This window comes from Pseudomonas sp. R3-52-08, from assembly GCF_003851745.1.
Classification (GTDB): Bacteria; Pseudomonadota; Gammaproteobacteria; order Pseudomonadales; family Pseudomonadaceae; genus Aquipseudomonas.
In genome coordinates this window covers 1,956,508-1,977,829 of sequence record NZ_CP027730.1, presented here as the reverse complement: position 1 = coordinate 1,977,829, position 21,322 = coordinate 1,956,508, and the positions used below count along the sequence as shown (strand labels likewise).

General features: G+C 60.6%; 16 protein-coding genes, 4 tRNA genes and 4 pseudogenes. 9 read left to right on the top strand and 15 right to left on the bottom strand.

Annotation, left to right across the window (positions count from 1 at the left end; translation table 11 throughout):
- Nucleotides 1–15: 15 nt before the first annotated feature.
- The gene (locus C4J91_RS09170; protein WP_124362022.1) at nucleotides 16–555 is read left to right on the top strand and encodes a TetR/AcrR family transcriptional regulator; all 540 of its coding nucleotides are present in this window, start codon (nucleotides 16–18) and stop codon (nucleotides 553–555) included.
- 111 nt (nucleotides 556–666) lie between these two features.
- On the opposite strand, the gene C4J91_RS09165 is transcribed toward C4J91_RS09170, so the two are convergent.
- From C4J91_RS09165 to C4J91_RS27740, 4 genes and pseudogenes are all read right to left on the bottom strand, one after another.
- Nucleotides 667–1,446 carry an ABC transporter permease gene (locus tag C4J91_RS09165; protein WP_124362021.1) on the bottom strand — a complete coding sequence of 260 codons (780 nt, stop codon included), beginning with the start codon at nucleotides 1,444–1,446 and terminating at the stop codon, nucleotides 667–669.
- Complete coding sequence (locus tag C4J91_RS09160; protein ID WP_124362020.1) at nucleotides 1,443–2,375, bottom strand: ABC transporter ATP-binding protein; 933 nt, start codon at nucleotides 2,373–2,375, stop codon at nucleotides 1,443–1,445. The genes C4J91_RS09165 and C4J91_RS09160 overlap by 4 nt, the downstream gene beginning before the upstream one ends.
- A 134-nt stretch (nucleotides 2,376–2,509) precedes the next feature.
- Nucleotides 2,510–3,127, bottom strand: a complete 618-nt coding sequence (locus C4J91_RS09155; protein WP_124362019.1) for a glutathione S-transferase family protein — start codon at nucleotides 3,125–3,127, stop codon at nucleotides 2,510–2,512.
- A 103-nt stretch (nucleotides 3,128–3,230) separates the two neighbouring features.
- Nucleotides 3,231–3,398 (bottom strand): annotated as a pseudogene (locus tag C4J91_RS27740) (cysteine protease); the annotation flags it as partial.
- Nucleotides 3,399–3,483: 85 nt separating this feature from the next.
- Here C4J91_RS27740 and C4J91_RS09145 point away from each other — a divergent pair.
- Both C4J91_RS09145 and C4J91_RS09140 read left to right on the top strand, forming a co-directional pair.
- The gene (locus C4J91_RS09145; protein WP_124362018.1) at nucleotides 3,484–5,931 is read left to right on the top strand and encodes an acyl-CoA dehydrogenase; all 2,448 of its coding nucleotides are present in this window, start codon (nucleotides 3,484–3,486) and stop codon (nucleotides 5,929–5,931) included.
- A 75-nt stretch (nucleotides 5,932–6,006) separates the two neighbouring features.
- A complete protein-coding gene (locus C4J91_RS09140) occupies nucleotides 6,007–6,414 on the top strand; it encodes a PA2817 family protein (RefSeq protein ID WP_124362017.1) in 408 nt (135 codons plus the stop codon).
- A 128-nt stretch (nucleotides 6,415–6,542) separates the two neighbouring features.
- Here C4J91_RS09140 and C4J91_RS09135 read toward each other — a convergent pair whose 3' ends face one another.
- Nucleotides 6,543–7,475: a LysR family transcriptional regulator gene (locus C4J91_RS09135; RefSeq protein ID WP_124365122.1), complete on the bottom strand. Its 933-nt coding sequence runs from the start codon at nucleotides 7,473–7,475 to the stop codon at nucleotides 6,543–6,545.
- 92 nt (nucleotides 7,476–7,567) lie between these two features.
- Here C4J91_RS09135 and C4J91_RS09130 point away from each other — a divergent pair, with 92 nt between their 5' ends.
- The gene (locus C4J91_RS09130) at nucleotides 7,568–8,194 is read left to right on the top strand and encodes an alanyl-tRNA editing protein (RefSeq protein WP_124362016.1); all 627 of its coding nucleotides are present in this window, start codon (nucleotides 7,568–7,570) and stop codon (nucleotides 8,192–8,194) included.
- Between the two features lie 128 nt (nucleotides 8,195–8,322).
- Here the strand turns inward: C4J91_RS09130 and C4J91_RS09125 are convergent.
- A pseudogene (locus C4J91_RS09125) lies at nucleotides 8,323–8,706 on the bottom strand (alkaline phosphatase D family protein); the annotation flags it as partial.
- Here C4J91_RS09125 and C4J91_RS09120 point away from each other — a divergent pair.
- A pseudogene (locus tag C4J91_RS09120) lies at nucleotides 8,696–8,968 on the top strand (phospholipase D-like domain-containing protein); the annotation flags it as partial. The pseudogenes C4J91_RS09125 and C4J91_RS09120 overlap by 11 nt on opposite strands.
- Before the next feature lie 96 nt (nucleotides 8,969–9,064).
- A complete protein-coding gene (locus C4J91_RS09115) occupies nucleotides 9,065–10,804 on the top strand; it encodes a dipeptidase (protein WP_124362015.1) in 1,740 nt (579 codons plus the stop codon).
- Nucleotides 10,805–10,871: 67 nt separating this feature from the next.
- On the opposite strand, the gene C4J91_RS09110 is transcribed toward C4J91_RS09115, so the two are convergent.
- Complete coding sequence (locus C4J91_RS09110; protein WP_124362014.1) at nucleotides 10,872–12,527, bottom strand: M24 family metallopeptidase; 1,656 nt, start codon at nucleotides 12,525–12,527, stop codon at nucleotides 10,872–10,874.
- 80 nt (nucleotides 12,528–12,607) lie between these two features.
- Here C4J91_RS09110 and C4J91_RS09105 point away from each other — a divergent pair, with 80 nt between their 5' ends.
- Complete coding sequence (locus C4J91_RS09105) at nucleotides 12,608–14,098, top strand: PLP-dependent aminotransferase family protein (protein WP_124362013.1); 1,491 nt, start codon at nucleotides 12,608–12,610, stop codon at nucleotides 14,096–14,098.
- Nucleotides 14,099–14,167: 69 nt separating this feature from the next.
- Here the strand turns inward: C4J91_RS09105 and C4J91_RS09100 are convergent.
- The 4 genes from C4J91_RS09100 to C4J91_RS09085 form a co-directional block, all read right to left on the bottom strand.
- Nucleotides 14,168–14,243 (bottom strand) — tRNA-Gly (locus C4J91_RS09100).
- 3 nt (nucleotides 14,244–14,246) lie between these two features.
- Nucleotides 14,247–14,322: transfer RNA gene (locus C4J91_RS09095), tRNA-Glu, on the bottom strand.
- Between the two features lie 105 nt (nucleotides 14,323–14,427).
- Nucleotides 14,428–14,503 (bottom strand) — tRNA-Gly (locus tag C4J91_RS09090).
- Nucleotides 14,504–14,506: 3 nt separating this feature from the next.
- A tRNA-Glu gene (locus C4J91_RS09085) sits at nucleotides 14,507–14,582 on the bottom strand.
- A gap of 370 nt (nucleotides 14,583–14,952) precedes the next feature.
- On the opposite strand from C4J91_RS09085, the gene C4J91_RS09080 reads away from it, so the two are divergent.
- Nucleotides 14,953–15,711, top strand: a complete 759-nt coding sequence (locus tag C4J91_RS09080; protein ID WP_124362012.1) for a hypothetical protein — start codon at nucleotides 14,953–14,955, stop codon at nucleotides 15,709–15,711.
- Between the two features lie 160 nt (nucleotides 15,712–15,871).
- Nucleotides 15,872–16,684, top strand: a complete 813-nt coding sequence (locus C4J91_RS09075) for an alpha/beta fold hydrolase (protein WP_124362011.1) — start codon at nucleotides 15,872–15,874, stop codon at nucleotides 16,682–16,684.
- Between the two features lie 36 nt (nucleotides 16,685–16,720).
- Here the strand turns inward: C4J91_RS09075 and C4J91_RS28070 are convergent, their stop codons facing one another.
- The 4 genes and pseudogenes from C4J91_RS28070 to C4J91_RS09060 form a co-directional block, all read right to left on the bottom strand.
- The gene (locus C4J91_RS28070) at nucleotides 16,721–17,563 is read right to left on the bottom strand and encodes a methyl-accepting chemotaxis protein (RefSeq protein WP_372238205.1); all 843 of its coding nucleotides are present in this window, start codon (nucleotides 17,561–17,563) and stop codon (nucleotides 16,721–16,723) included.
- A gap of 18 nt (nucleotides 17,564–17,581) precedes the next feature.
- Nucleotides 17,582–17,806 (bottom strand): annotated as a pseudogene (locus C4J91_RS28065) (HAMP domain-containing protein); the annotation flags it as partial.
- Between the two features lie 995 nt (nucleotides 17,807–18,801).
- Nucleotides 18,802–20,214 (bottom strand): PLP-dependent aminotransferase family protein, encoded by a 1,413-nt coding sequence (locus C4J91_RS09065; protein WP_124362009.1) that lies wholly within the window; start codon nucleotides 20,212–20,214, stop codon nucleotides 18,802–18,804.
- Nucleotides 20,215–20,417: 203 nt separating this feature from the next.
- On the bottom strand, nucleotides 20,418–21,179 hold the full coding sequence (locus tag C4J91_RS09060; protein ID WP_124362008.1) for an SDR family oxidoreductase: 762 nt from the start codon (nucleotides 21,177–21,179) through the stop codon (nucleotides 20,418–20,420).
- Between the last annotated feature and the right edge of the window lie 143 nt (nucleotides 21,180–21,322).

Below are 21,322 nucleotides of genomic sequence, written 5' to 3'. Positions count from 1 at the left end.
GTTAAGGTTTTACCCATGGCGATCAAAGAAGGCCTTCGCCCGGGGGGCCGTAGTGCCCGGGTACAAGAATCCGTGCATTCGGCCGTCCGCGAACTGCTGGAAACCCATGAGCGCGCCAGCGTCACCGTGCCGATGATTGCGACACGCGCGGGCGTCACGCCCTCGACCATCTACCGGCGCTGGGGTGACCTCTCTGCGCTGCTGGCCGACGTGGCCCTGGCGCGCATGCGCCCGGACAGCGAGCCGGCCATTACCGGCAGCCTGCGCGGCGACCTGCAAGCCTGGGCGGAACAATATCTGGATGAAATGAGTTCGGAGCCTGGACGCAACATGATGCGCGACGTGCAATGCAGCGTGACGCCGGGGTATTGCGTGAGCATTCTGAGCGGGCAGTTGCAGGTGATCGTTGATCGTTACCCGGACCAGCCAGCCCCCAGCGTGGATCGTTTGATCAATCTGCTCGCGGCCCCCACGGTGTTTCGTATTCTGTTTTCGACCCAGCCGTTGGCTGTTGAAGAGCTGCATACGCTGATCGACTTCGCGCTGAAAAACTGAAGCCTTATACAAAACCAAATGTGGGAGGGGGCTTGCCCCCGATAGCGTTGGGTCAGTCAGTACAAGGCTGGCTGACAGACCGCTATCGGGAGCAAGCCCCCTCCCACATTTTTACGTACGCATCCCACGCCCGCTTACCAGCAACCGCGCACAGCCGATATACAAGGCGATGGTGGCGACAACCATGAACGTGATCGCCACGCTGATCTTGATATCCGACACGCCCAGGATGCCGTAGCGGAAAGCGTTGACCATGTGCAGCACCGGGTTGGCCAGGGACACGGTCTGCCAGAACGGCGGCAGCAGCGTGATGGAGTAGAACACCCCGCCCAGGTAGGTCAGCGGCGTCAGCACGAACGTCGGAATGATCGAGATATCATCGAAGTTGCGCGCGAACACTGCGTTGATAAACCCCAGCAGCGAGAAAATCGTCGCCGTGAGTACCACGACCAGAATGGTGACCCCCAGGTGATGCACTTGCAGGTGGGTGAAGAACAACGACAGCAGGGTCACGATCACCCCCACCATCAAGCCGCGCAGCACGCCGCCCAAGGTGTAGCCGATCAGGATGGTGTGCGGCGACACCGGTGACACCATCAGCTCTTCGATAGAGCGCTGAAACTTGCTGCCAAAGAAACTCGACACCACGTTGCCGTAGGAGTTGGTGATCACCGACATCATGATCAGGCCCGGCACGATGTACTCCATATAGGTGAAGCCACCCATGTCACCGATCTGCCGGCCGATCAGGTTACCGAAGATCACGAAGTACAGGACCATGGTGATCGCCGGCGGCAGCAAGGTCTGCGGCCAGATCCGGGTAAAGCGCTTCACTTCGCGGTAAACGATGGTCTGCAGCGCGACGAGGTTGGGTTGCAGTTCGGAACTCATACCGCCACCTTCGCCAGATTTTTCTCCACCAGGGACACGAACAACTCCTCAAGGCGATTGGTTTTGTTACGCAGGCTCAACACTTCGATGTTCTGGGCCGCCAGTTGGCTGAACAGCGCCGTGATGCCCATGGCTTTGTCCACTTGCACTTCCAGCGTGTGACTGTCCACCAGGCGGCTCGGGTAGCCCAACAGATTCGGCGGCGCCGACAGGTTGTTTTTCAGGTCGAGCAGGAAAGTTTCCACATGCAACTGGCCCAGCAGATTACGCATGCTGGTGTTCTCGACAATGGTGCCGTGGTCGATGATGCCGATGTTGCGGCACAGCTGCTCGGCCTCTTCCAGATAGTGGGTCGTGAGGATGATGGTGATGCCCTTCTCGTTCAGCTCGGTGAGAAAGGTCCACATTGAACGACGCAACTCGATGTCCACGCCAGCGGTGGGCTCGTCGAGGATCAGCAGGCGCGGTTCATGCACCAGTGCGCGGGCAATCATCAGGCGCCGCTTCATGCCGCCGGACAACGAGCGCGAAGGCACATCGCGCTTGTCCCACAGGCCCAGTTGGGTCAGGTACTGCTCGGCGCGTTCCTTGGCGATTTTCGGCGGGATGCCGTAGTAACCGGCCTGGGTCACGACAATGTCGAAGGTCTTTTCGAACTGGTTGAAGTTGAATTCCTGAGGCACCACGCCGATGGAACGCTTGAGCGCCGCCGGGGATTTGTCCAGGTCATGGCCGAAGATATTCACCGTGCCGCTGGTCTTGTTGACCAGGGTCGAGAGGATACCGATGGTGGTGGATTTGCCGGCACCGTTGGGGCCGAGCAAGGCGAAGAAATCACCTTCGGCGACGTCCAGATCGATACCACTCAGGGCCTGGAAACCGTTGCCGTAGGTTTTGGTTAGCTGCCGGATGGACAGAGCGGAACTCATATCGGATTACGCACCAAGGAAAAGAATAGAAACAATAGATGAGGGCGCAGCGCAGGTAGTTCAACCTGCGATGTGTTCCAGCATGGTGCGTGCCCGCGCCGCACAAGTACAGTCACCCGTGTTAATAGTGTGTATCAGGTCAACGCGGTCATCACTGCCTTGCGGTAGGCCGGACGTAGCTTCAGGCGCTGGTACCACGCCTCCAGGTTGGGCATTGCCGGGCGTTCGATGGGCATCTCGAACCAGGCATAGATGAAGCAGCCCAGGGGAATATCACCGATGCCGAAGGTTTTGCCGGAAAGGTAAGGTTGCTCGGCAAGAGCCTGGTCGACCGTTTTGAGTGCATCGATGCAGGCTTGGCGCCCGGCATTGATGCTGTCCCAGTTTTGTTTTTCCGGCGGTGTGCGCACGATGCCCCAGAACACGGCCTTGAAGGGATCGGCGAGCGTGGACGTGGTCCAGTCCATCCACTTTTCGGCGCTGGCCCGGATTTGCAGGTCACTTGGGTAAAAGTCCGACGCGTGCTTGGCGCACAAGTAACGCACGATGGTGTTGGATTCCCACAGTACGAAGTCGCCGTCTTCGATCATCGGCACCCGGCCATTGGGGTTCAAGGCCCGGTATTGCGGCGTGTCGACCACACCAAAAGCGCCGCCCGCATCAATCGCCTCATAGTCCAGGCCGAGTTCCTCGGCGCACCAGAGTGCCTTCCTGACGTTTGATGAGTTTTTACGACCCCAGATCTTCAGCATGACCGCGCCTTATCGTTGGTGAACATGGCTTGATGAGCATCGCAGCATACGCCGGTTCACACGCGCCTTGAATCACTCTGCCCGTCGCCCGGCAAGCCTGGGTGTTCAAGGTACAGGGGTTGCAGCGCACCGCCTCATGCACGTCGCCGTCGAGATTGACTGCCTGGTCATATAAATCCGCGCGGATTCCACGATGTTTCCCGGCGAACTCCACCCCCGCAGGGTGGTCACTATCGATGAAGCGGCTGGGACTCAGGTATCCCCAGTACAACTTGTAACACCCTGATCACCCCGCTTGGCCGGACGCCGTCTAAGCTCCCTGGTGGTTTCGCCCCTGGTTTCACGGAGGATTGAATATGCTGTTGTTGTGGATACTGGTTCTGGTGGTCGGCATTGCCTACCTGGCACACCGCCGCACCGCGCCCCTGCCCGCCCTGGGTGCGGTCGCCGTTTACCTGTTGGCGATGGGCGCCTGGAGCCATGCACCGGGTTGGCTGCTGCTGATTTTCTGGGTGCTGATCGCCATCGTGGCCGTGCCCCTGCTGCTGCCCGACCTGCGCCGCCAATACTTTACCAAGCCGTTGTTCAGCTGGTTCCAGAAAGTCCTGCCGCCGATGTCCGAAACCGAGCGCGATGCCATCGACGCGGGCACGGTGTGGTGGGACGGCGAACTGTTCAGCGGGCGGCCCGACTGGGACAAATTGCTGGCCTACCCCAAGGTGCAATTGACCGAGGAAGAACAGGCTTTCATCGACGGCCCCACCGAAGAACTCTGCGCCATGGTCAGTGATTGGGAAATCGGCCAGGCCATGGACCTGCCCCCCGCTGCCTGGGAGCACATCAAGACCCATGGTTTCTTCGCCCTGATCATCCCCAAGGAATATGGCGGCAAAGGCTTCTCAGCCTATGCCCACTCCCAGGTCGCGATGAAACTGGCCACCCGCAGCGGCGACCTGGCTTCCACCGTCATGGTGCCCAACTCCCTGGGCCCTGCCGAATTGCTGTTGCACTACGGCACCGACGAGCAACGCAACCACTACCTGCCGCGCCTGGCGCGTGGCGACGATATTCCGTGTTTCGCCCTGACCGGCCCGCTGGCCGGCTCCGATGCCGGCGCCATGCCCGACACCGGCGTCATCTGCAAAGGCGAGTGGGAAGGCAAGGAAACCCTCGGCCTGCGCCTGAACTGGGAAAAGCGCTACATCACCCTCGGCCCGGTCGCGACCTTGCTCGGCCTGGCGTTCAAGGCCCATGACCCGGACCATCTGCTGGGCGAGGAAGAAGACCTGGGCATCAGCCTCGCGCTGATTCCTACCGACACCCCCGGCGTCGAAATCGGCCGCCGTCACCTGCCCTTAGGCGCCGCGTTCATGAATGGCCCCAACTCGGGCAAGGACGTCTTCATTCCGCTCGAATTCCTCATCGGCGGCCAGGAGATGCTCGGCAAGGGCTGGATGATGCTGATGAACTGCCTGTCCGTGGGCCGTTCGATTTCCCTGCCAGCAGTAGGCACCGGCGCCGCCAAGTTCACCAGCCTGGTGACCGGCCAATACGCGCAAGTGCGTGAACAGTTCAACGTGCCGCTGTCGGCCTTCGAAGGTATCCAGGAAGCCCTGGCGCGCATCGGCGGCAACGCTTGGCTGATGGACAGCGCCCGCATGCTCACCGCCAATGCCGTGGACATGGGCGAGAAACCCTCGGTGCTGTCGGCGATCCTCAAGTACCACCTCACCGAACGCGGCCGCGAATGCATCAGCCACGCCATGGACGTTCATGGCGGCAAGGGCATCATCATGGGCCCGAACAACTACCTGGGCCGTAGCTGGCAAGGGGCGCCGATCTTCATCACCGTGGAAGGCGCGAATATCCTTTCGCGTAACCTGATGATCTTCGGCCAGGGGGCGATTCGCTGCCATCCGTTCGTGCTCAAGGAAATGGCCCTGGCCGGTCGTGAAGACCATGACCAGGCATTGAAGGAGTTCGATGGGCTGTTGATGCAACACATCGGATTCGCCGTGAGCAATGCCGCCAGTACCTTGGTGCTGAACCTGGGCATCGGCCACTTCGAAAAAGCCCCGGGCAACCGTTTGAGCCAGGGTTATTTCCGCGCACTCAACCGTCAGGCCGCGGCGTTTGCCCTGCTTGCAGACCTGAGCATGATGCTGTTGGGCGGCGAATTGAAACGCCGTGAACGGTTGTCGGCGCGCCTGGGCGATGTGCTGAGTCACATGTACCTGGCGTCAGCGGCGCTCAAGCGTTACCACGACCTGGACTCGCCGGATCACCTGGAACCGCTGTTCGCCTGGGCCATGGAAGAAAGCCTTGGCCAGTCCGAGCGCGCACTGGATGAATTGCTGAGCAACTTCCCGAATAAAATCCTCGGCTGCCTGCTGCGGGTGATCGTGTTCCCGTTCGGGCGTCGGCATACCGGGCCGTCCGATGCCCTGGACGCCGAGGTTGCAGCCGTGATCGGCCGTGCCAAGGGCGACCCGACTCTGGAAGAGTTGCTGGCTGGCTGCTATCGCCCACAATCGGCGCAAGACCCTGTGGGCGCACTGCAACATGCCTATGACCTGCTCGGTGCCAGCCATCCGCTGCAGAAAAAACTGCACGCCGCGCTCAAGAGCGGGCAAGTCAAACCGACTGCCGGCGAGCATGCCATCGACGCCGCGCTGCACGCTGGCGTGCTGCAACCCGCCGAAGCGCAAACCCTGCGTGACGCCGAAGCGGCTCGCCGCAAGGTGATCGACGTGGATGATTTCAGCAAGGAAGAGCTGCTGCAGGCTGAGGGTAAAGTCCGCTGATACCAGCGGTCATATAAAAACGGGCGCGAGAGGCCTATACTCTCGCGCCCGTTTTTGCTTTAGAGGACTTATCTCGTGTCCAACGTCGTTGCCGATCATCTCGTCTTGCTCGACCACCTGCGTAGCATCCTGGTTGCCGTCGGCGAAGCCGAACAGGTACCCGAGGAAAGCCATTTGTTGTTTCTGGAACGTTTCGACGAACTGCGCGCCCTGCTGCCGATCGATCCGATCGAAAGCCAGTACCTTGGCCAGGACATGATGAGCCAGGTCATCCTGCGCTATCCGCAAATCGCCCACCTGGTACCGCGCGACCTGCTGTGGTTCTTTGGCGGCGATTGCCTGCACTTCATGCCCGACGAAGAACTGGACCTGTACCAGGCCCTGGAAGAGCGTCGCCATGAAGCCGAGTTGAACGACGAACCGTTCGACTGGAATCAGGAAAAGCAGCTGCTGGCCATGCCGGACGACCAGAGCAAGCACTGACTTGCAGAACACCCAATCCAAATGTGGGAGGGGCGGTGCGACGATTCGACTTGCCCCCGATAGCAGTGTGTCAGTCAGCTTACCTGTCACTGATCCACCGCCATCGGGGGCAAGCCCCTCCCACATTTTTAACGGCGGCGCAGTGTCGGCTCCTTCGCCATGCACTCCACCAGATAATCAATAAACACCCGCAACTTCGGCGGCAAGTATCGCGTCGGTGAGTGCAGCAACCACGCCTCACCATGATACGACGCAATAAAATCCCACCCCGGCAATACCTGCACCAACTGCCCCGCCTCCAAGGCGTGTCGCGCCGTGAAATACGGCAAGCTGCCAATCCCCACATGCTGCAACACCGCATCCAGCCGCACGCCCGTGTGGTTCGCCGCATATCGCCCGCGTACACCGACCGTCACCGCCTTGCCGGCCTGGCGGAACTTCCAGCGTGAGTCCCCTGGGGTTTCACCCAGGTAGATGCAGCTGTGCTCCAGCAGATCATGGGGGTGACTCGGCGTGCCATGCTCGGCCAGGTACTGCGGCGTTGCACACAGCAAATGTTCAATCGGCAATAGCTGCCGCCCGATCAGACCGGGTGGAGGGCTGTCGGTGATGCGGATGCTCAGGTCGACATTGTCGTCGATCAAATCCACATGCCGATCCTCAAGGATCAGTTGCACATCCACCTTGGGATAGCGCCGCAGAAATTCCGGCATATGCGGATGCACCACAAACCGCCCCACCGCCTTGGGCACGCTGACTCGCACCAGGCCTTCGGCTTCATGGGTAAATTGCCCGCTGATTTCCATCACCGAGCGCGCCGCGTTGACCATCTCCTGGCACCGCTTGAACACCTCTTCGCCGCCCTCGCTAAGGCGCAGCTTGCGCGTGGTGCGCTGCAACAACCGGGTTGCCAAGGCCTGTTCCAGGCGCGAAATGCTGCGGCTCACCGCCGAAGGTGAAACGCTCAGCTGCCGCGCCGCCTCGGAGAAGCTGCCGGTTTCCACCACTTTGACGAAAATCGCCATTTCACCCAGCAGCGGCAAAGGAAGATTCATGCTCATGACGCACAGGTCCATTGATATTTGCATGGATTATCACCTATCAGCGCAGTATTTATACTGCCCGCAGAACCTGAATGCGGATGTAGACGACCATGACCCAGCGCCTGTTTTTCACCCACGATCACCTGACTGCCGAACTGGAAGTGCTCAGTTGTACCCCGCACGCTGAGCAATTCGCCGTTGTTGTGCAGTCGACGATTTTCCATCCCCAGGGCGGCGGCCAGCCATTCGACACCGGGTGGCTCGGCGACAGCCAGGTGCTGCGCGTCATGCAGGAAGCCGAGCATGTGGTGCACTACGTCAATCAAGCTGTGGAACCCGGCCCGATCACTGCCCGGGTCGATGCACAACGCCGCGCGCTGCACAGCCGCCTTCACTCAGCGGGGCATTTGATTGGCAATGCCGGCGAACGCCTGGGCTGGATGCCGATCAAGGCTCACCATTGGCCGGGGGAAGGCAAGATCACCTTTATCCGTGGCGAAACCGCACAAACCATGGACGCCGAGGCGCTCCAACAGCAAGTCAATCAGTGGATCGCCGCTGACTACTCACGGCAGATGTGGCTGGATGAAGGCACACGCGAAGTCGGCTTCGGCGAACTGCCGGCCTACGCCTGTGGCGGCACCCATGTGCAGGCTCTGGGGGAAGTGGGCCAAGTGACGATCCTGACCCTGTCGGAGAAAAAAGGCGCGTTGTCGGTGCGCTACGAAATCAACTGACACTCAAAAATGTGGGAGGGGGCTTGCCCCCGATGGCGGTGTATCAGTGACAGACAAGCTGACAGACACACTGCTATCGGGGGCAAGCCCCCTCCCACATTTAAACTGTGCACTACAAAGACATCCGGCTACACAGCAATTGCCCCCGCCCTGCCCGGCTCCACCACGAACGACTGTAACGCCGACACCGTGGCCGCCGGGTCGCGTGGGTCGCTGATCACGCGAAAATGCGTGAGCATCTGCTGGGCGTCCACTTCCACCGACACATACCCCCGCTGGCGACTATCAAAAAACTTCACATGGGGGTTGAGCGGCAGGATCTTCATGAAGGCCTCATAAGGCGGGCCATCGGAAGTCACCGAAGAGCCGACGAACTCGGTCGCCACAATCGCTGAGTCGGGATCATTGGCATCCGCGTGCAGGTCCGTAGCCCAGAACGAGTGGATATCCCCGCCCCAGAACACCGGGTTATGCACGCGATTTCGCTGGATAGAGGCCAGCATTACACTGACCGAGGCCAAACAAGGATTCATCCCCTATGCACGGGTGATCCATAGCAAGACCATGGAGATCGACGGGCAGGTAGCGTGGGTGGGTACCAGCAACTGGTTGGGCGGCTACCTGGATAATTCGCGCAATCTGGAAGTAGTGATGCGCAGTGAAGCGATGGCCAAGCGCGTAGGGCAATTGCATGAGCAATTGTGGGACAGCCCCTACGCTAGAGCCTTGAACGTGACGGATGAGTACCCCGCGCCTCATCCTGGCCAGCATTGACCTGGGGCATCTGGGTAATGGTAGTGTGTAGAAATGTTTCTGCCTTATCGGTCAGAAACACCCCTACTCACTCCCTGCAAAGGAATGCCTCTAACCATGCACTTTCCACTGAAAAAGCTCGCGGCCGCCACCCTGTTCGCCGCCAGCCTTGCAGCCGTCACCCCAGCTGCGCTTGCCAACATCACGCCTGAACAGAACACCGCAATTCTGAAGAGTTTCAGCGACACATCGGTCAGCGATTTTCGCAGTTTCCTCGGTGCCCTGGCTAAAGGCGACCTGGGCAAAACCGGTGACATCGCCCCGGCCATCAGCGCCTTTCTCGATAACAAAACCCTGAGCGCCGACCAGCAGAACGAGATCAACCGCCTGCTGGGCGTTTACACCCGCGTGAAGTACGGCAAAGCCGCGCTGGAGACCCTGCGCGAGCTGGTGGAAATCCCGACGTTCAACGTCGACGGGTTACCGCAGTATAAAAACCCGGAATTCCTCAAGATCGCCGACAAAATCCAGGCCCTGGCCAAGTCTTTCAACCTGAACTTCCGTAACGTCGATAACCGCGTGTATGAAATTTCCCTGGAAGGCAGCAGTAAAGAAGTGGTCGGCGTGCATGCCCACGCCGATGTGGTACCGGTGACGCCGGAAAATTGGGTGCTGCAGGACGGCACCAAGCTCGAACCGTTCAAGGTCACGCTGATCGGCGACCGCATGTATGGCCGTGGCACCGAGGACGACAAGAACGCGATCGTCGTGGCGATGTACGCCATGAAAGTGATCAAGGAAGAAAAGCTGCCGCTGGCGCGCACGTTCAAGCTGCTGGTGGACACCACTGAAGAAACCTCCGGTGACGCCATTCCTTACTACTTTGAACGCAACCCCGTGCCGCAATACAACCTGGCGTTGGATGGCGGTTACCCGGTGGTGATTGCCGAGAAAGGCTCGGGCACCGTCATGGCCACCTTCCCGGTGCGCAAGGGTGAAGGCACCGGCGCGCAGATCATCGCAATGACCGGCGGCAAGGCCGCCAACCAGATTCCATCGGTATCGGTCGCCACGCTGCTCAGCGATAACCCTGCTGAATTGGCGGCCAGCCTGCAGCAGGCCGGGGATGACTATGCCAAGCGCAATGGCGGCAATTTCCAGGTGGCCGCCAAGGTCGACGGCAAGAACGTCAAACTCACCGTCACCGGCGTGTCGGCCCACTCTTCCGAGCCCGAATCCGGAGTCAACCCGGTGGCACGTATGCTGGAGTTGATCCACAGCCTCGATGGCAAGATTGCCCTCCAGCACAACCACATCACCGATGCTGCGAAGTATGCGGCGGACAACTGGGGCCTGGATTACCTGGGCGGCAAATTGGGCGTGGGCTTTGCCGATGACTTCATGGGGCCGCTGACCACCTCGCCGACCTTTGTCGGCCTGGATGACAAAGCCCTCAAGCTGGCGGTGAACCTGCGCGCGCCGAAAGGCAAAACCCCGGAGGCACTCAAGGCACAGCTCGAGCAGAAACTGAACGCCTGGAACGCACACGCCAAGGTCAACGTGAACTTCACCTATTCGCTGGATAAACCGATGTACCGCAACCCCGAGGGCGAATGGGTAAAAGCGTTGCTGGCGGTGGCCACTGAAAACCTGGGCATGCAGCACAAGTTCGGCACATCCGCTGGCGCCACCTCCGTGCACGACCTGCCCAACGGCGTGCAATTCGGTCTGGCCCGCCCGGAAGAGAAATACACCGGGCACACCGACGGTGAGTTCAAGACCGTCGAGCAGTTCCTGCTGGACCTGCAGATCGTTACGGAAATGATGGGGCGTGTCGGCCAGTTGCCTAAGCTGTGAATATCCAATGTGGGAAGGGTTTGCCCCTTCCCACATTGGGCTCTGCTTCGTCCTGCAGATGGGTTTTTCAGGCCTGTAACATCAGCATATCCTCAAAGAACCCACCGACCGGCTCAGTGGGATGGCACAGCTGGATCTCCAGCACCCAAGCCATCTCACTCGGTGCGATTTCCAGGTCGGCCAGTTGCTTGCTTTCGAACAACGCATGGGGAAAATCCGCAAGGCGATGCCCCGCCAGGTTCCGCGCCAGCCTCCAGCCTTTGGCCACGGCGCACTGTTCGGCGAAGTCATAGAGTTCGCGCCCGGTCAGGCCGCGCAACCACGCTTGGCGGGTTTCATCGAACACTTCATGCAGCGCGGTGGTACAGGCCAGGTACAACGGCGAATCACCGAATACAAAGGTGTCGCCATAATCACCTTCGTAGCCGTCCCACACCGGGCCAAGGTCGACCACGGCGATATCCGTGGCGCGCAGCCTGCGCTGACGATCGATGCCTTCGCGAGGTGGCCGCACCGTGTCGGCGCCAAAACGGATGTAGGTGGGATGCCAGGTGTGCGACGCGCCCATGGCCTGCAATTGTGCGGCGGCCATCTCAAGGGCTTCCCCGGTGGTCATGCCGACCCTCAACTGGCTGACGATGGCCGCGAGGGCGCGTATGGATTTGTCTCGCGCCGCCAGCATGCCATCCAGGGAATAACGCGGGCCGACTTTCTCCCAGACCGGGTCGAACGATGGGGAAACCGTTACAGCATTCGCCCGACCGCTGGCGACAAAAGCCTCCGCGACAAACCGATGGCTCGGCAACCCCGCCGCAAGGCACTGGGTCCGTACCTGGCGGAGCATAGCGCCGTTCCCGCACGCATAGACCTGAGCCGCTTCCCAGTGATGCCCATGGCTCAATGCAACCTCCTGCACCCTGCCCTCGGATGAGCGTATGGGATGCCAGCGAAAACGCGGATGCTTGAGCGTCGATTGGTCCAGGAAGGCGCTGTCATAAAAGTCCGTAGACTGCGCGCCGCCCCAATACAACGTCACCTCGATATCCTGTTTGAGCGCGCTCAACAGGATCGGCTTGATACCCGCATAACCGGTGCCCGTGGCGAACAGGACGACGGCGTTGGCGGCATCGTCCTGCCAGGTACAGGCGCCAAACGGTCCTTCCAGTCGCAAGCGCTCACCCACCGCCAGGCGACCCAGCATACCGTCGGAAAAGCAACCGCCGCTGACCCGACGGATCTGGAAGACCAGACGCCCATCGTCCTCTGCAGGCAGGTTGGCAATCGAGAAACAGCGCGTGTCACCGTCCGCCAGGCGGAACTTGAGGTATTGGCCAGCCCGCGCCACCAACGGTGTATCCGGCTTGAGGACCAGTTCGATGACATCGGGTCCGAGTGCGCGCTTGTCGAGTACCTGAGCATCAATGACCAACGCGGGGGTATCCAGGGACCAGCCAGGAATTTCCAGGCGCATGTCGGTGCACGCATGGCTCTGGCACAACAACATTTCATTGGCGGCCAGTGGGTAACACGGCGCCGGCGCATCCGGTGCCAGGCGCTTGGCCCGATACCCGCCTTCAGCGACTATCACCTTGCACGAGCCGCACGCGCCACGGCGACAGGAGAACGGCACCGACAGGCCGCTGGCGAGCATGGCGTCAAGCAACAGCTCGTCGCCGGCCTCAAAGGTTTTCCCCGAGGGGGACAGTTCGATGACATGGCGCATGTGCTCAGGACCTCAGAATGTGAAGCCGCATTGTTGCGCTAGACTGGGCCCATAAGAACCTCCAGTTTTGGATACTTCAGATGGTCCAGATGCGTAAATGGCGCCCTTTACTCAAGCTCGATGAGAACGCATCACAAGCGTCCTACCGCAAGATTGCCGAGGGCCTGGTGACCGCGATTCTCGAAGGGCGCCTGCCGCCCGGCACCTTGCTGCCAGGTACGCGGGAAATGGCGCAATTGCTCGACGTTAACCGCAAGACGGTCATCCTGGCCTATGAAGAAGCCGCGACCAAAGGCTGGCTCATCAGCGAGCCGCGTCGCGGCACGTTCGTCAATGCCCAGTTGAAGCCCAAGCAACTGCCCGGTGGCGCGCCGCAGGCCTTTGCACCACCCCTGCTGGCGCAGCCGGTGGTGCCGTATTTTGCCCATAACGCTCAGGTCACCGCGCTGCGCCATCGGCATGACGCGCTGTTTTTCGACAATGGCACCAGCGACCACCGCCTGCTACCGCAAGCCGTGTTGCATCGCTACTACCGCAACGCCCTGCGCAACAGCTTTGCCTCCAACACCGTACGCTACGGCAGCGAAGGCACCGGCTATCACCTGCGCTGCGCCCTCGCCGAGATGCTGCGCGGCGAACGCGGGCTGGCCGTCAACGCCGACAATATCTGCCTGACCCAGGGCACGCAGATGTCGCTGTACCTGAGCGCCAGCCTGCTGCTCACACCGGGAGATGTGGTACTGGTGGAGCGTCTGAGTTACCCGCCGGCGTGGGAAATTTTCCGGCAGTTGGGCGCGCAACTGGTCACCGTGGACATAGACGAAGAAGGCTGTCGCACGGACCAGATCGACCGTCTATGCCAGCAGCATAAAGTGCGCATGATCTATGTCACGCCGCATCACCAGTTCCCGACCACCGTCAGCCTGCACGCCGCGCGCCGACAACAACTGTTGACGCTCGCAGCGCTGCACGACTTCTGCATTGTCGAAGAAGATTACGACCACGAATTCCACTTTAACGGGCGCCCTTACCTGCCGCTTGCCAGTGACCGTTCTCAGCGCCATGTGATCTATATCGGTTCGTTGTCCAAGGCGCTGGGCTCGACGTTTCGATGCAGCTATGTGGTGGCCCCGACCCACGTGATAGAGGCCCTGCACCGCAACGCAGCACTGATGTTGGGAGATGCCGACGCCGTCGCCCAGAAGATGCTGGCCGACCTGATCAATGACGGTGAATTGAAGAAGCATCTGCGCCGCGTGTCGAAAGAATATCGAGTGCGTCGAGAGACGTTGCAGACCTGTCTGCATGAGTCGCTGGGCGCTCGTATCCAGGTGCGCGAGCCGGAAGGCGGCCTGGCACTGTGGGTGCGTTTCGAGGATGAACTAGACGTAGATCGAATGGTAAACACTGCCTTGGACCACGGACTGGTGGTGCGCAGCGGTCGGCAGTTCTCGCCGCTGGGCCAGCCGGAAAATGCGTTGCGGTTGGGTTTTGCGTCGCTCAATCAGGAGGAAATCCGTCAAGCCACCTTGCGCTTGGCCCAAGCGGCCAACAGCCTTCAGCGCCAATGACTTCAGAGGTGGGCGCTGTTTTTCGCAGACAAAAAAAAGCCACTCGTTTGAGTGGCTTTTTCTTTGAATTGGAGCGGGAAACGAGACTCGAACTCGCGACCCCGACCTTGGCAAGGTCGTGCTCTACCAACTGAGCTATTCCCGCAAATGGCGTCCCCTAGGGGACTCGAACCCCTGTTACCGCCGTGAAAGGGCGGTGTCCTAGGCCACTAGACGAAGGGGACACGCTACTGAAACACATGGTGTGTATTTCAGTGCCCAGAGGCCTCGTCCGAAGACGTGGTCCTGGTTTCACTCAATGCCGCCCGAGAGCCACACTGCTTGTAAATTGGAGCGGGAAACGAGACTCGAACTCGCGACCCCGACCTTGGCAAGGTCGTGCTCTACCAACTGAGCTATTCCCGCATATGGCGTCCCCTAGGGGACTCGAACCCCTGTTACCGCCGTGAAAGGGCGGTGTCCTAGGCCACTAGACGAAGGGGACACACGTACAACATTCACTCCCTACCGCGTTTCGCTGTGTGCTTTACGCTGTAAGTGGCGCGCATTCTATGGATGGATTGAAAGGTCGTCAACCCCCAAGGATAAATTTATTTAAATCAATGACTTCGCCCCGTTGAGCGGCCTGCGCGGGCATTCTGCTGCGCCCAAGCCCTGGCGCCTATATTCTGACGCGCCACAAGGCGCTATAGTTGCCACAGGCAAATGATGGCAATGTGCATCCACGCAGGATCACTTTACCTATATAGAAGAAACTACCTGGGCAACTGGTCGAACAGTCCTATCCGCCGGTTAGCGCAGTCACTACACTCCACAGCAAACCCTATAAAGAGGTCACACCGGTGACACCACTCATGATCACCCTGCTGGTAGTAGCCGGGATCGTAATACTGATCGCCATTGGCTACATGAACCATGTGGTGGAAAACAATAAGCTGGAAAAGAAGCGTACCGAGATCGAGCTCAATGATCGGCTGCGTCGCTGTGGTGAAATCACCGAGACCTTTCCCGGCCAGTTGATGACGCCGGCGCTCAAGCTGTTGCTGACCCGCCTGGAACTCAACGTCAACCAACGCCTGCTGAACCTCAACAAGTCCAGCGCCGCGCTCAAGGCGCGGATCGCCGAGCTGAATGCAATGATCGCCCAAGGCGAATCGATTCCGGTGGCCAACCCACCCGCGCCGATCCAGACCGAAGCCAAGGCCAAGGATGTGCGCTTCCTGCTCGAAGCACTGCATGGTCAGGTCACCCGGGCAGCCCAGGACGGCTTTCTGCCGACCAACGAGGCCAAGCACTGGATCAAGGAAATCCGCCATATCCTGGTGCTGCTGCACATCGAGTTCTTCAACAACCTGGGCCAGCATGCCCTGCAGCAAGGTCAGCCGGGCCAGGCGCGCCTGGCGTTCGAGCGTGGCGTACAGTACCTGCGCAAACAACCGGAGCCCGTGCTGTACAGCGCACAGCTGCAATTGCTGGAATCACAGTTGGCCCGCGCCAACTCCACGGTGTTGACCAACAGCGCGCCGGCCGAAGACGAAGTCAACGAACTGACCGAAGGCCTGAAGGTTGTCGACGCCGATGCCGAGTGGAAAAAGAAAGCCATTTACGATTGAGTGCCGCTGGCCCCGTCACGGGCCGGCCTTCCGAGTGCAGGGGCGAGCTTGCTCGCTCCTGCCTGCGCCGCACATGACGGTGCCATCAGTTTGCATCTATCCCCCCGCCCCCGACTAGCGTAAAAAAGTGCCCCTCACTCCGTGAAGTTAGAGGCCTGCTATGCCTGTCGCCGTGATTGATGGACAACCGCTGCACTATATCGACCAGGGCACCGGCCCGGTCGTCTTGTTGGGTTCGAGCTACCTGTGGGACCGCGACATGTGGGCACCGCAGATCGAAGCGCTGTCGCAGCAATACCGTGTGATCGTCCCTGAACTGTGGGGCCATGGCGAGTCGGGCACGCTGCCTGCGCAAACCCTGTCCCTTGATGACCTGGCACGTCACAACCTGGCTTTGCTCGACCAACTGGACATCTCACAGGTCAACCTGGTGGGCCTGTCGGTCGGCGGCATGTGGGGCGCCCGCCTCGCCTTGCTGGCACCGGAACGCATCAACAGCCTGGTGCTGATGGACACCTACCTGGGCGCCGAGCCGGGGGCCACGCGCGAGTATTACTTCTCGCTGTTCAAGATGATCGAAGACGCTGGCGCCATCCCGCCGCCGCTGCTGGATGTGATCGCGCCGATTTTCTTCAGACCGGGAATCGACCGCGAATCAGCCCTGTATCAGGGTTTTCGCCAGTCGCTGCAGGATTTCCCCCGGGAGCGCCTGCTGGACAGCGTAGTGCCCCTGGGCCGCTTGATTTTCAGCCGCGCAGACATTCTCGATCAGCTTCATCGCTTGGATTGCGATACCACCCTGGTGATGTGCGGCGAGCAGGACAAGCCGCGGCCACCTGCGGAATCCCGGGAAATGGCCGAGCTGATCGGCTGCGCCCTGACGTTGATTCCCGACGCTGGGCATATCTCCAGCCGCGAGAACCCGGACTTCGTCAATGAGGCGCTGCTGACGTTCCTCGCCAACAACGCCTGATCGCCTTCCCCTCTGATCGCGGCGCCCCGGCCGCGATCAGAGGCGGAAGTGCCCCACCATGCCCTTGAGTTCCGCGCCCAGCTGCGCCAGCTGGATGCTCGAGGCGGCATTGCCTTGCATGCTCAACGCCGACTGATCGGCACTTGCCCGGATGCTGGTGACACTGCGGTTGATCTCTTCGGCCACCGAGCTTTGCTCTTCAGCCGCTGCGGCAATCTGCTGATTCATCTGCTGGATCAATGACACCGCCGCTGCAATGCTGCCCAGGGCGCTCTCGGTTTCCAACGCATCACTGACCGCCAGCTTCACCAGTTCGCCGCTTTGTTGAATCTGCTGCACCGACGACTGCGCCGCGCTGCGCAAGGTGCTGACCAGGCGTTCGATTTCTTCAGTCGATTGCTGGGTGCGCTTGGCCAGGGCCCGCACCTCATCGGCGACCACCGCAAAGCCACGCCCTTGCTCTCCTGCGCGGGCCGCTTCGATCGCGGCGTTCAGGGCGAGCAAGTTGGTTTGCTCGGCGACGCTCTTGATCACGCCCAGGACCGTGCCGATATTCTGAATTTCCGCGCTGAGGCTTTCGATACTGGCGCTGGCACTGTTGCTGGACGTGGCCAGCAATTCGATGCGCTGCAAACTCTGGCGCACCACCTGTTGGCCGCTGTCGACCTTGTCATCCGCCGTCTGTGCGGCTTGCGCGGCCTCTTCGGCATTGCGCGCCACGTCGTGCACCGTGGCCGTCATCTGGTTCATCGCCGTGGCTACCTGTTCGGTTTCTTCCTTCTGGCTGCTGACTTCGACGTTGGTCTGCTCGGTAACGCTGGACAGCGTCTGCGCCGAGCTGGCCAGTTGCTCGATACCGGCCTGCAACCCGCTGACCATATGGCTCAGGCCGTTGCCCATCTGCTGCATCGCCTGCATCAGTTGGCCGATTTCGTCGCGGCGGTTGACCTCCATGCGCCCACTCAGGTCACCGGAGGCAATCTGCTGTGCCACTGCGATCACACTGCGCAGCGGCGCCACGATCAAGCGGGTAATCACCCAGGCGGCAATCAGCCCCACCAGCAGCGCCAGGGCGGATGAACCGATGATCAGCAGCGTGCTTTTGCCCAGTTGCGCCTGCATCGACTGGTCTTCGGCGTCATAGGCCAGGTTGACTCGGCTGACCACCTGATCGGCGCGATCATGCAGTTGTTTGTAAACCAGTTTTTCCTGGGCCAACAGCCCGGTGTACTCGCCGAGCTTTTCGCTGAATGCGGCGATATGCCCGGACACTTCATTGAGCACAGTCTGGTAGCCGGGGTCCTTGACCGAGGTTTTCAGTTGTTCGGCCTGAGCCAACGCCTGGTCGGCCTGTTCGATCTTGCCCTGCTCGGCCTCCTCCGCATCGGCCTTGCGGCTCTGATCCAGGCGTAGCCGCGCTTCGTTCATCGCCTGCAGCATCAACCGCGACACCTGGCTCACCTGCCCGGCCTGCTCGATAAACTCGGCACCCGCCTTGCCCTGGCTTTCCTTCAGGCCATAGGCGCCATCGTCCGCCAGGCCGGCCTGCAACACATCGAGGTTATTGGCCACGCTGGACACCGACCAACTGGCCATTTCCAGGGCCAGGTCCTTGGCCTGGGTCAGTTCGACGAACTCGTCGAACGCCTTGCGGTAGGCTGCCAGGGCTTGCTCGACATCGGCCATGACCGGCACGTTGGCAGCGGACTGGGCCTTGAGACTGGCCGCCAGCGCGGCCAGCGCGTCGACACTTTCATGCAGGGCGTCAACAGCCTTGGGGTCGGCGTGCAAGGCGTAATCCTGTTCGATCAGGCGCACCTTCTGCAGTCCACTGTTGAGCGAAGACATGTGCTTGAGGCCTTCGAAGCGCTGACCAACGGTTTGCAGCGACCATACGCCAATGGCCGCTATCACTGCCGTCAGCAGCAGCACCAGGGTAAAACCCAAGCCCAGTTTTTTCGCCATACCGAGGTTGGCGAAACGTCGTTGCGCGCCCGAAATCATTGCACGTGAGTCCTCTTGCAATGGCAGATGCCATAAACCCGCTTACCAGCAGCGAGAGTCGCAATCACGGGGCACTGAACACAAGTCGTGGGCGCCACAATAATGGCAAAAAGCTACACGCCCGTCGTTTTCAGAATGGTCGAGGTCGATCTGGCGGGCCCCAGGGCACGAAACAGCGCCAGTGCTCGCGGATCAGCTGCGTAGGCCACATTGATGCGCAGCCACTCGCAGCACTCACCCGCCGGGTTGAACAGCATTCCCGGCGCCAGCAGCACACCGAGCTTGCGGGCACACGCCTGCACGCGCGAAGGGTTTTGCGCGCCAGGCCGCGCCCACAGGAACATGCCGCCGGCGGGTACTGCAAACACTTGCCATTCTTCATCCTCCAGCACCTGCAAGGTGGCGGCCATTTGCGTATTCAGGCGCTTGCGCAGGCGCTGCACCCACTTGCGGTAGGCGCCGTTGACCAGCAAAGTGGCCACTATCGCTTCGGCAAAGCGTGAGGTGCCGATGCCCGTCAGGGTCTTGAGTTGCGCCAGTTGTGCGATGATCGCCGCACTGGCGCTCAGGTAGCCCACGCGCAAGGCGCTGCTCAGCGTCTTGGAAAAACTGGAGACGTAGATGACACGGTCATCATGGGGCAACGCCGACAACCGCGTGCAACTGGCATGCTGCAGATCGCCGTAGACGTCTTCCTCGATGATCAGAAAATCCCGACTGCATGCCAGCGCCAGCAAACGCTCGGCTACCGCGCGGCACAGGCTGGTGCCGGTAGGGTTGTGATAGAGGCTGTTGATAAACAGGCATTTGGGCCGATGGCATTGCAGGTGCGCCTCCAGCACCTCGATATCCGGGCCGCTGCGCGTGCGGGGCACTTCCAGCAACGTTACCCCGTGAAACGCCAGTTGCCGGTAGAGGTTGCCATACCCGGGGGTCTCGACCACCACCGTATCGCCGGCCCTGAGCAGCGTGCGTATGAGCAGGTCCAGGGCATGGCTGGCGCCATGGGTGGTGAGAATGCAGTCGAGACTGCTGGGCACGTGAATCTGGGTCAGGCGCTTGAGCAATTGTTCACGCAGGGCCGGCAAGCCCAGAGGCGTGCTGTAGTTGAACAGGCCTGCGGTGTCGGTGCGGCTGACTTCGCGGATCGCGTAGCTGATGTCATCGCTCTCGCGCCAGGCGTCCGGCAGCCAGCCACAGCTGAGCTTGAGCTCGCCTAAAGGGCTGTCGGTAAACCTGCCCCAGCCCTGTTCGGCGCCTTCGTACCACTGGTTCTCCTGAATGCTCGCGGGCTGCGCCACGACGAACCCCGAGCCTTTTTTCGAGGCCAGCATGCCTTGGGCCTCCATCCGTTCGAATGCCTCGATCACGCTGGACTGGCTGAGCAGGTTGTCGAGGGCCAATTGCCGCACAGACGGTAAGCGTGTGCCGGGGCTCACCCCATGCTTGCGAATCCATCCCGCGACTGCGCTGATGATTTGCTGCACCACCGGTACCGGGGCTTGTCGATCAATCCCTAAATCCATGAGCCACTCACTTCAACTGTTTGTTATTCAACCCAAACAGTTAAGCACAGAAGTCCAATAAAACCCGTTCTCAGATTTTATTAAAGTATTGATTTTATTGAGTTTTTTACCTAGTGATACACATTCGATCGCGGCTTTGTGCCAGCTACGGAAACACCCCACAACACCCCCAGTCCTTTTCGAACAGGTTGCAGTGTGAAGTCTTAAATTGCCGTGGCACCGCCGTCCACCGCCAGGGCCTGACCGGTGGTGAAGGCCGCCCCATCACTGCACAGGTACAACACCGCGCTGGCAATTTCCTCGACCTTGCCAATGCGCCCGACCGGGTGCATTGCTGCGGCAAATTCGGCCTTGCGCGGATCAGCTTCATAGGCGCGGCGGAACATGTCGGTATCGATCACCGCCGGGCAGACCGCATTGACGCGGATTTTCTTTTTCGCGTACTCGATGGCTGCCGACTTCGTCAGGCCGATCACCGCATGCTTGGACGCCGCATAGATGCTCATTTTCGGCGCCGCGCCCAGCCCCGCCACCGACGCCGTGTTGACGATGGCGCCACCGCCCTGGGCCAGCAACAGCGGCAGTTGATACTTCATGCACAACCACACGCCCTTGACGTTGACCCCCATGATGGCATCGAACTCATCCAGACTGCCGTCAGCCAGCTTGCCCTTCTCGATCTCGATCCCGGCATTGTTGAAGGCATAGTCCAGGCGGCCGTAGGCGGCGACGGTCTGCGCCATCAATTGCTGCACATCCGCCTCCAAGGTGACGTTGCAGCGCACAAACAAGGCTTCGCCACCCGCTTGCTGAATCAACGCAACCGTACCCTCGCCGCCCGCCACATCGAGGTCGGCCACCACCACTTTCAAGCCTTCGGCGGCGAACGCCAACGCGGTCGCGCGGCCAATACCGGCGGCGGCGCCGGTCACCAGGGCAACCTGGCCGGAAAACGTCATGCTCATGGGGAATGTCCTTTGGGGGTTGATAGCCGTCGGGCGAGTCTAGTCAATCAGGGGAGCGACGCGTCAGCACTATCAGGAGGCCGGTTGGTGCTGCATGCGTCTGGGTGATAAGGCCACCGGGCTGACTATCAACCCCGTCTATC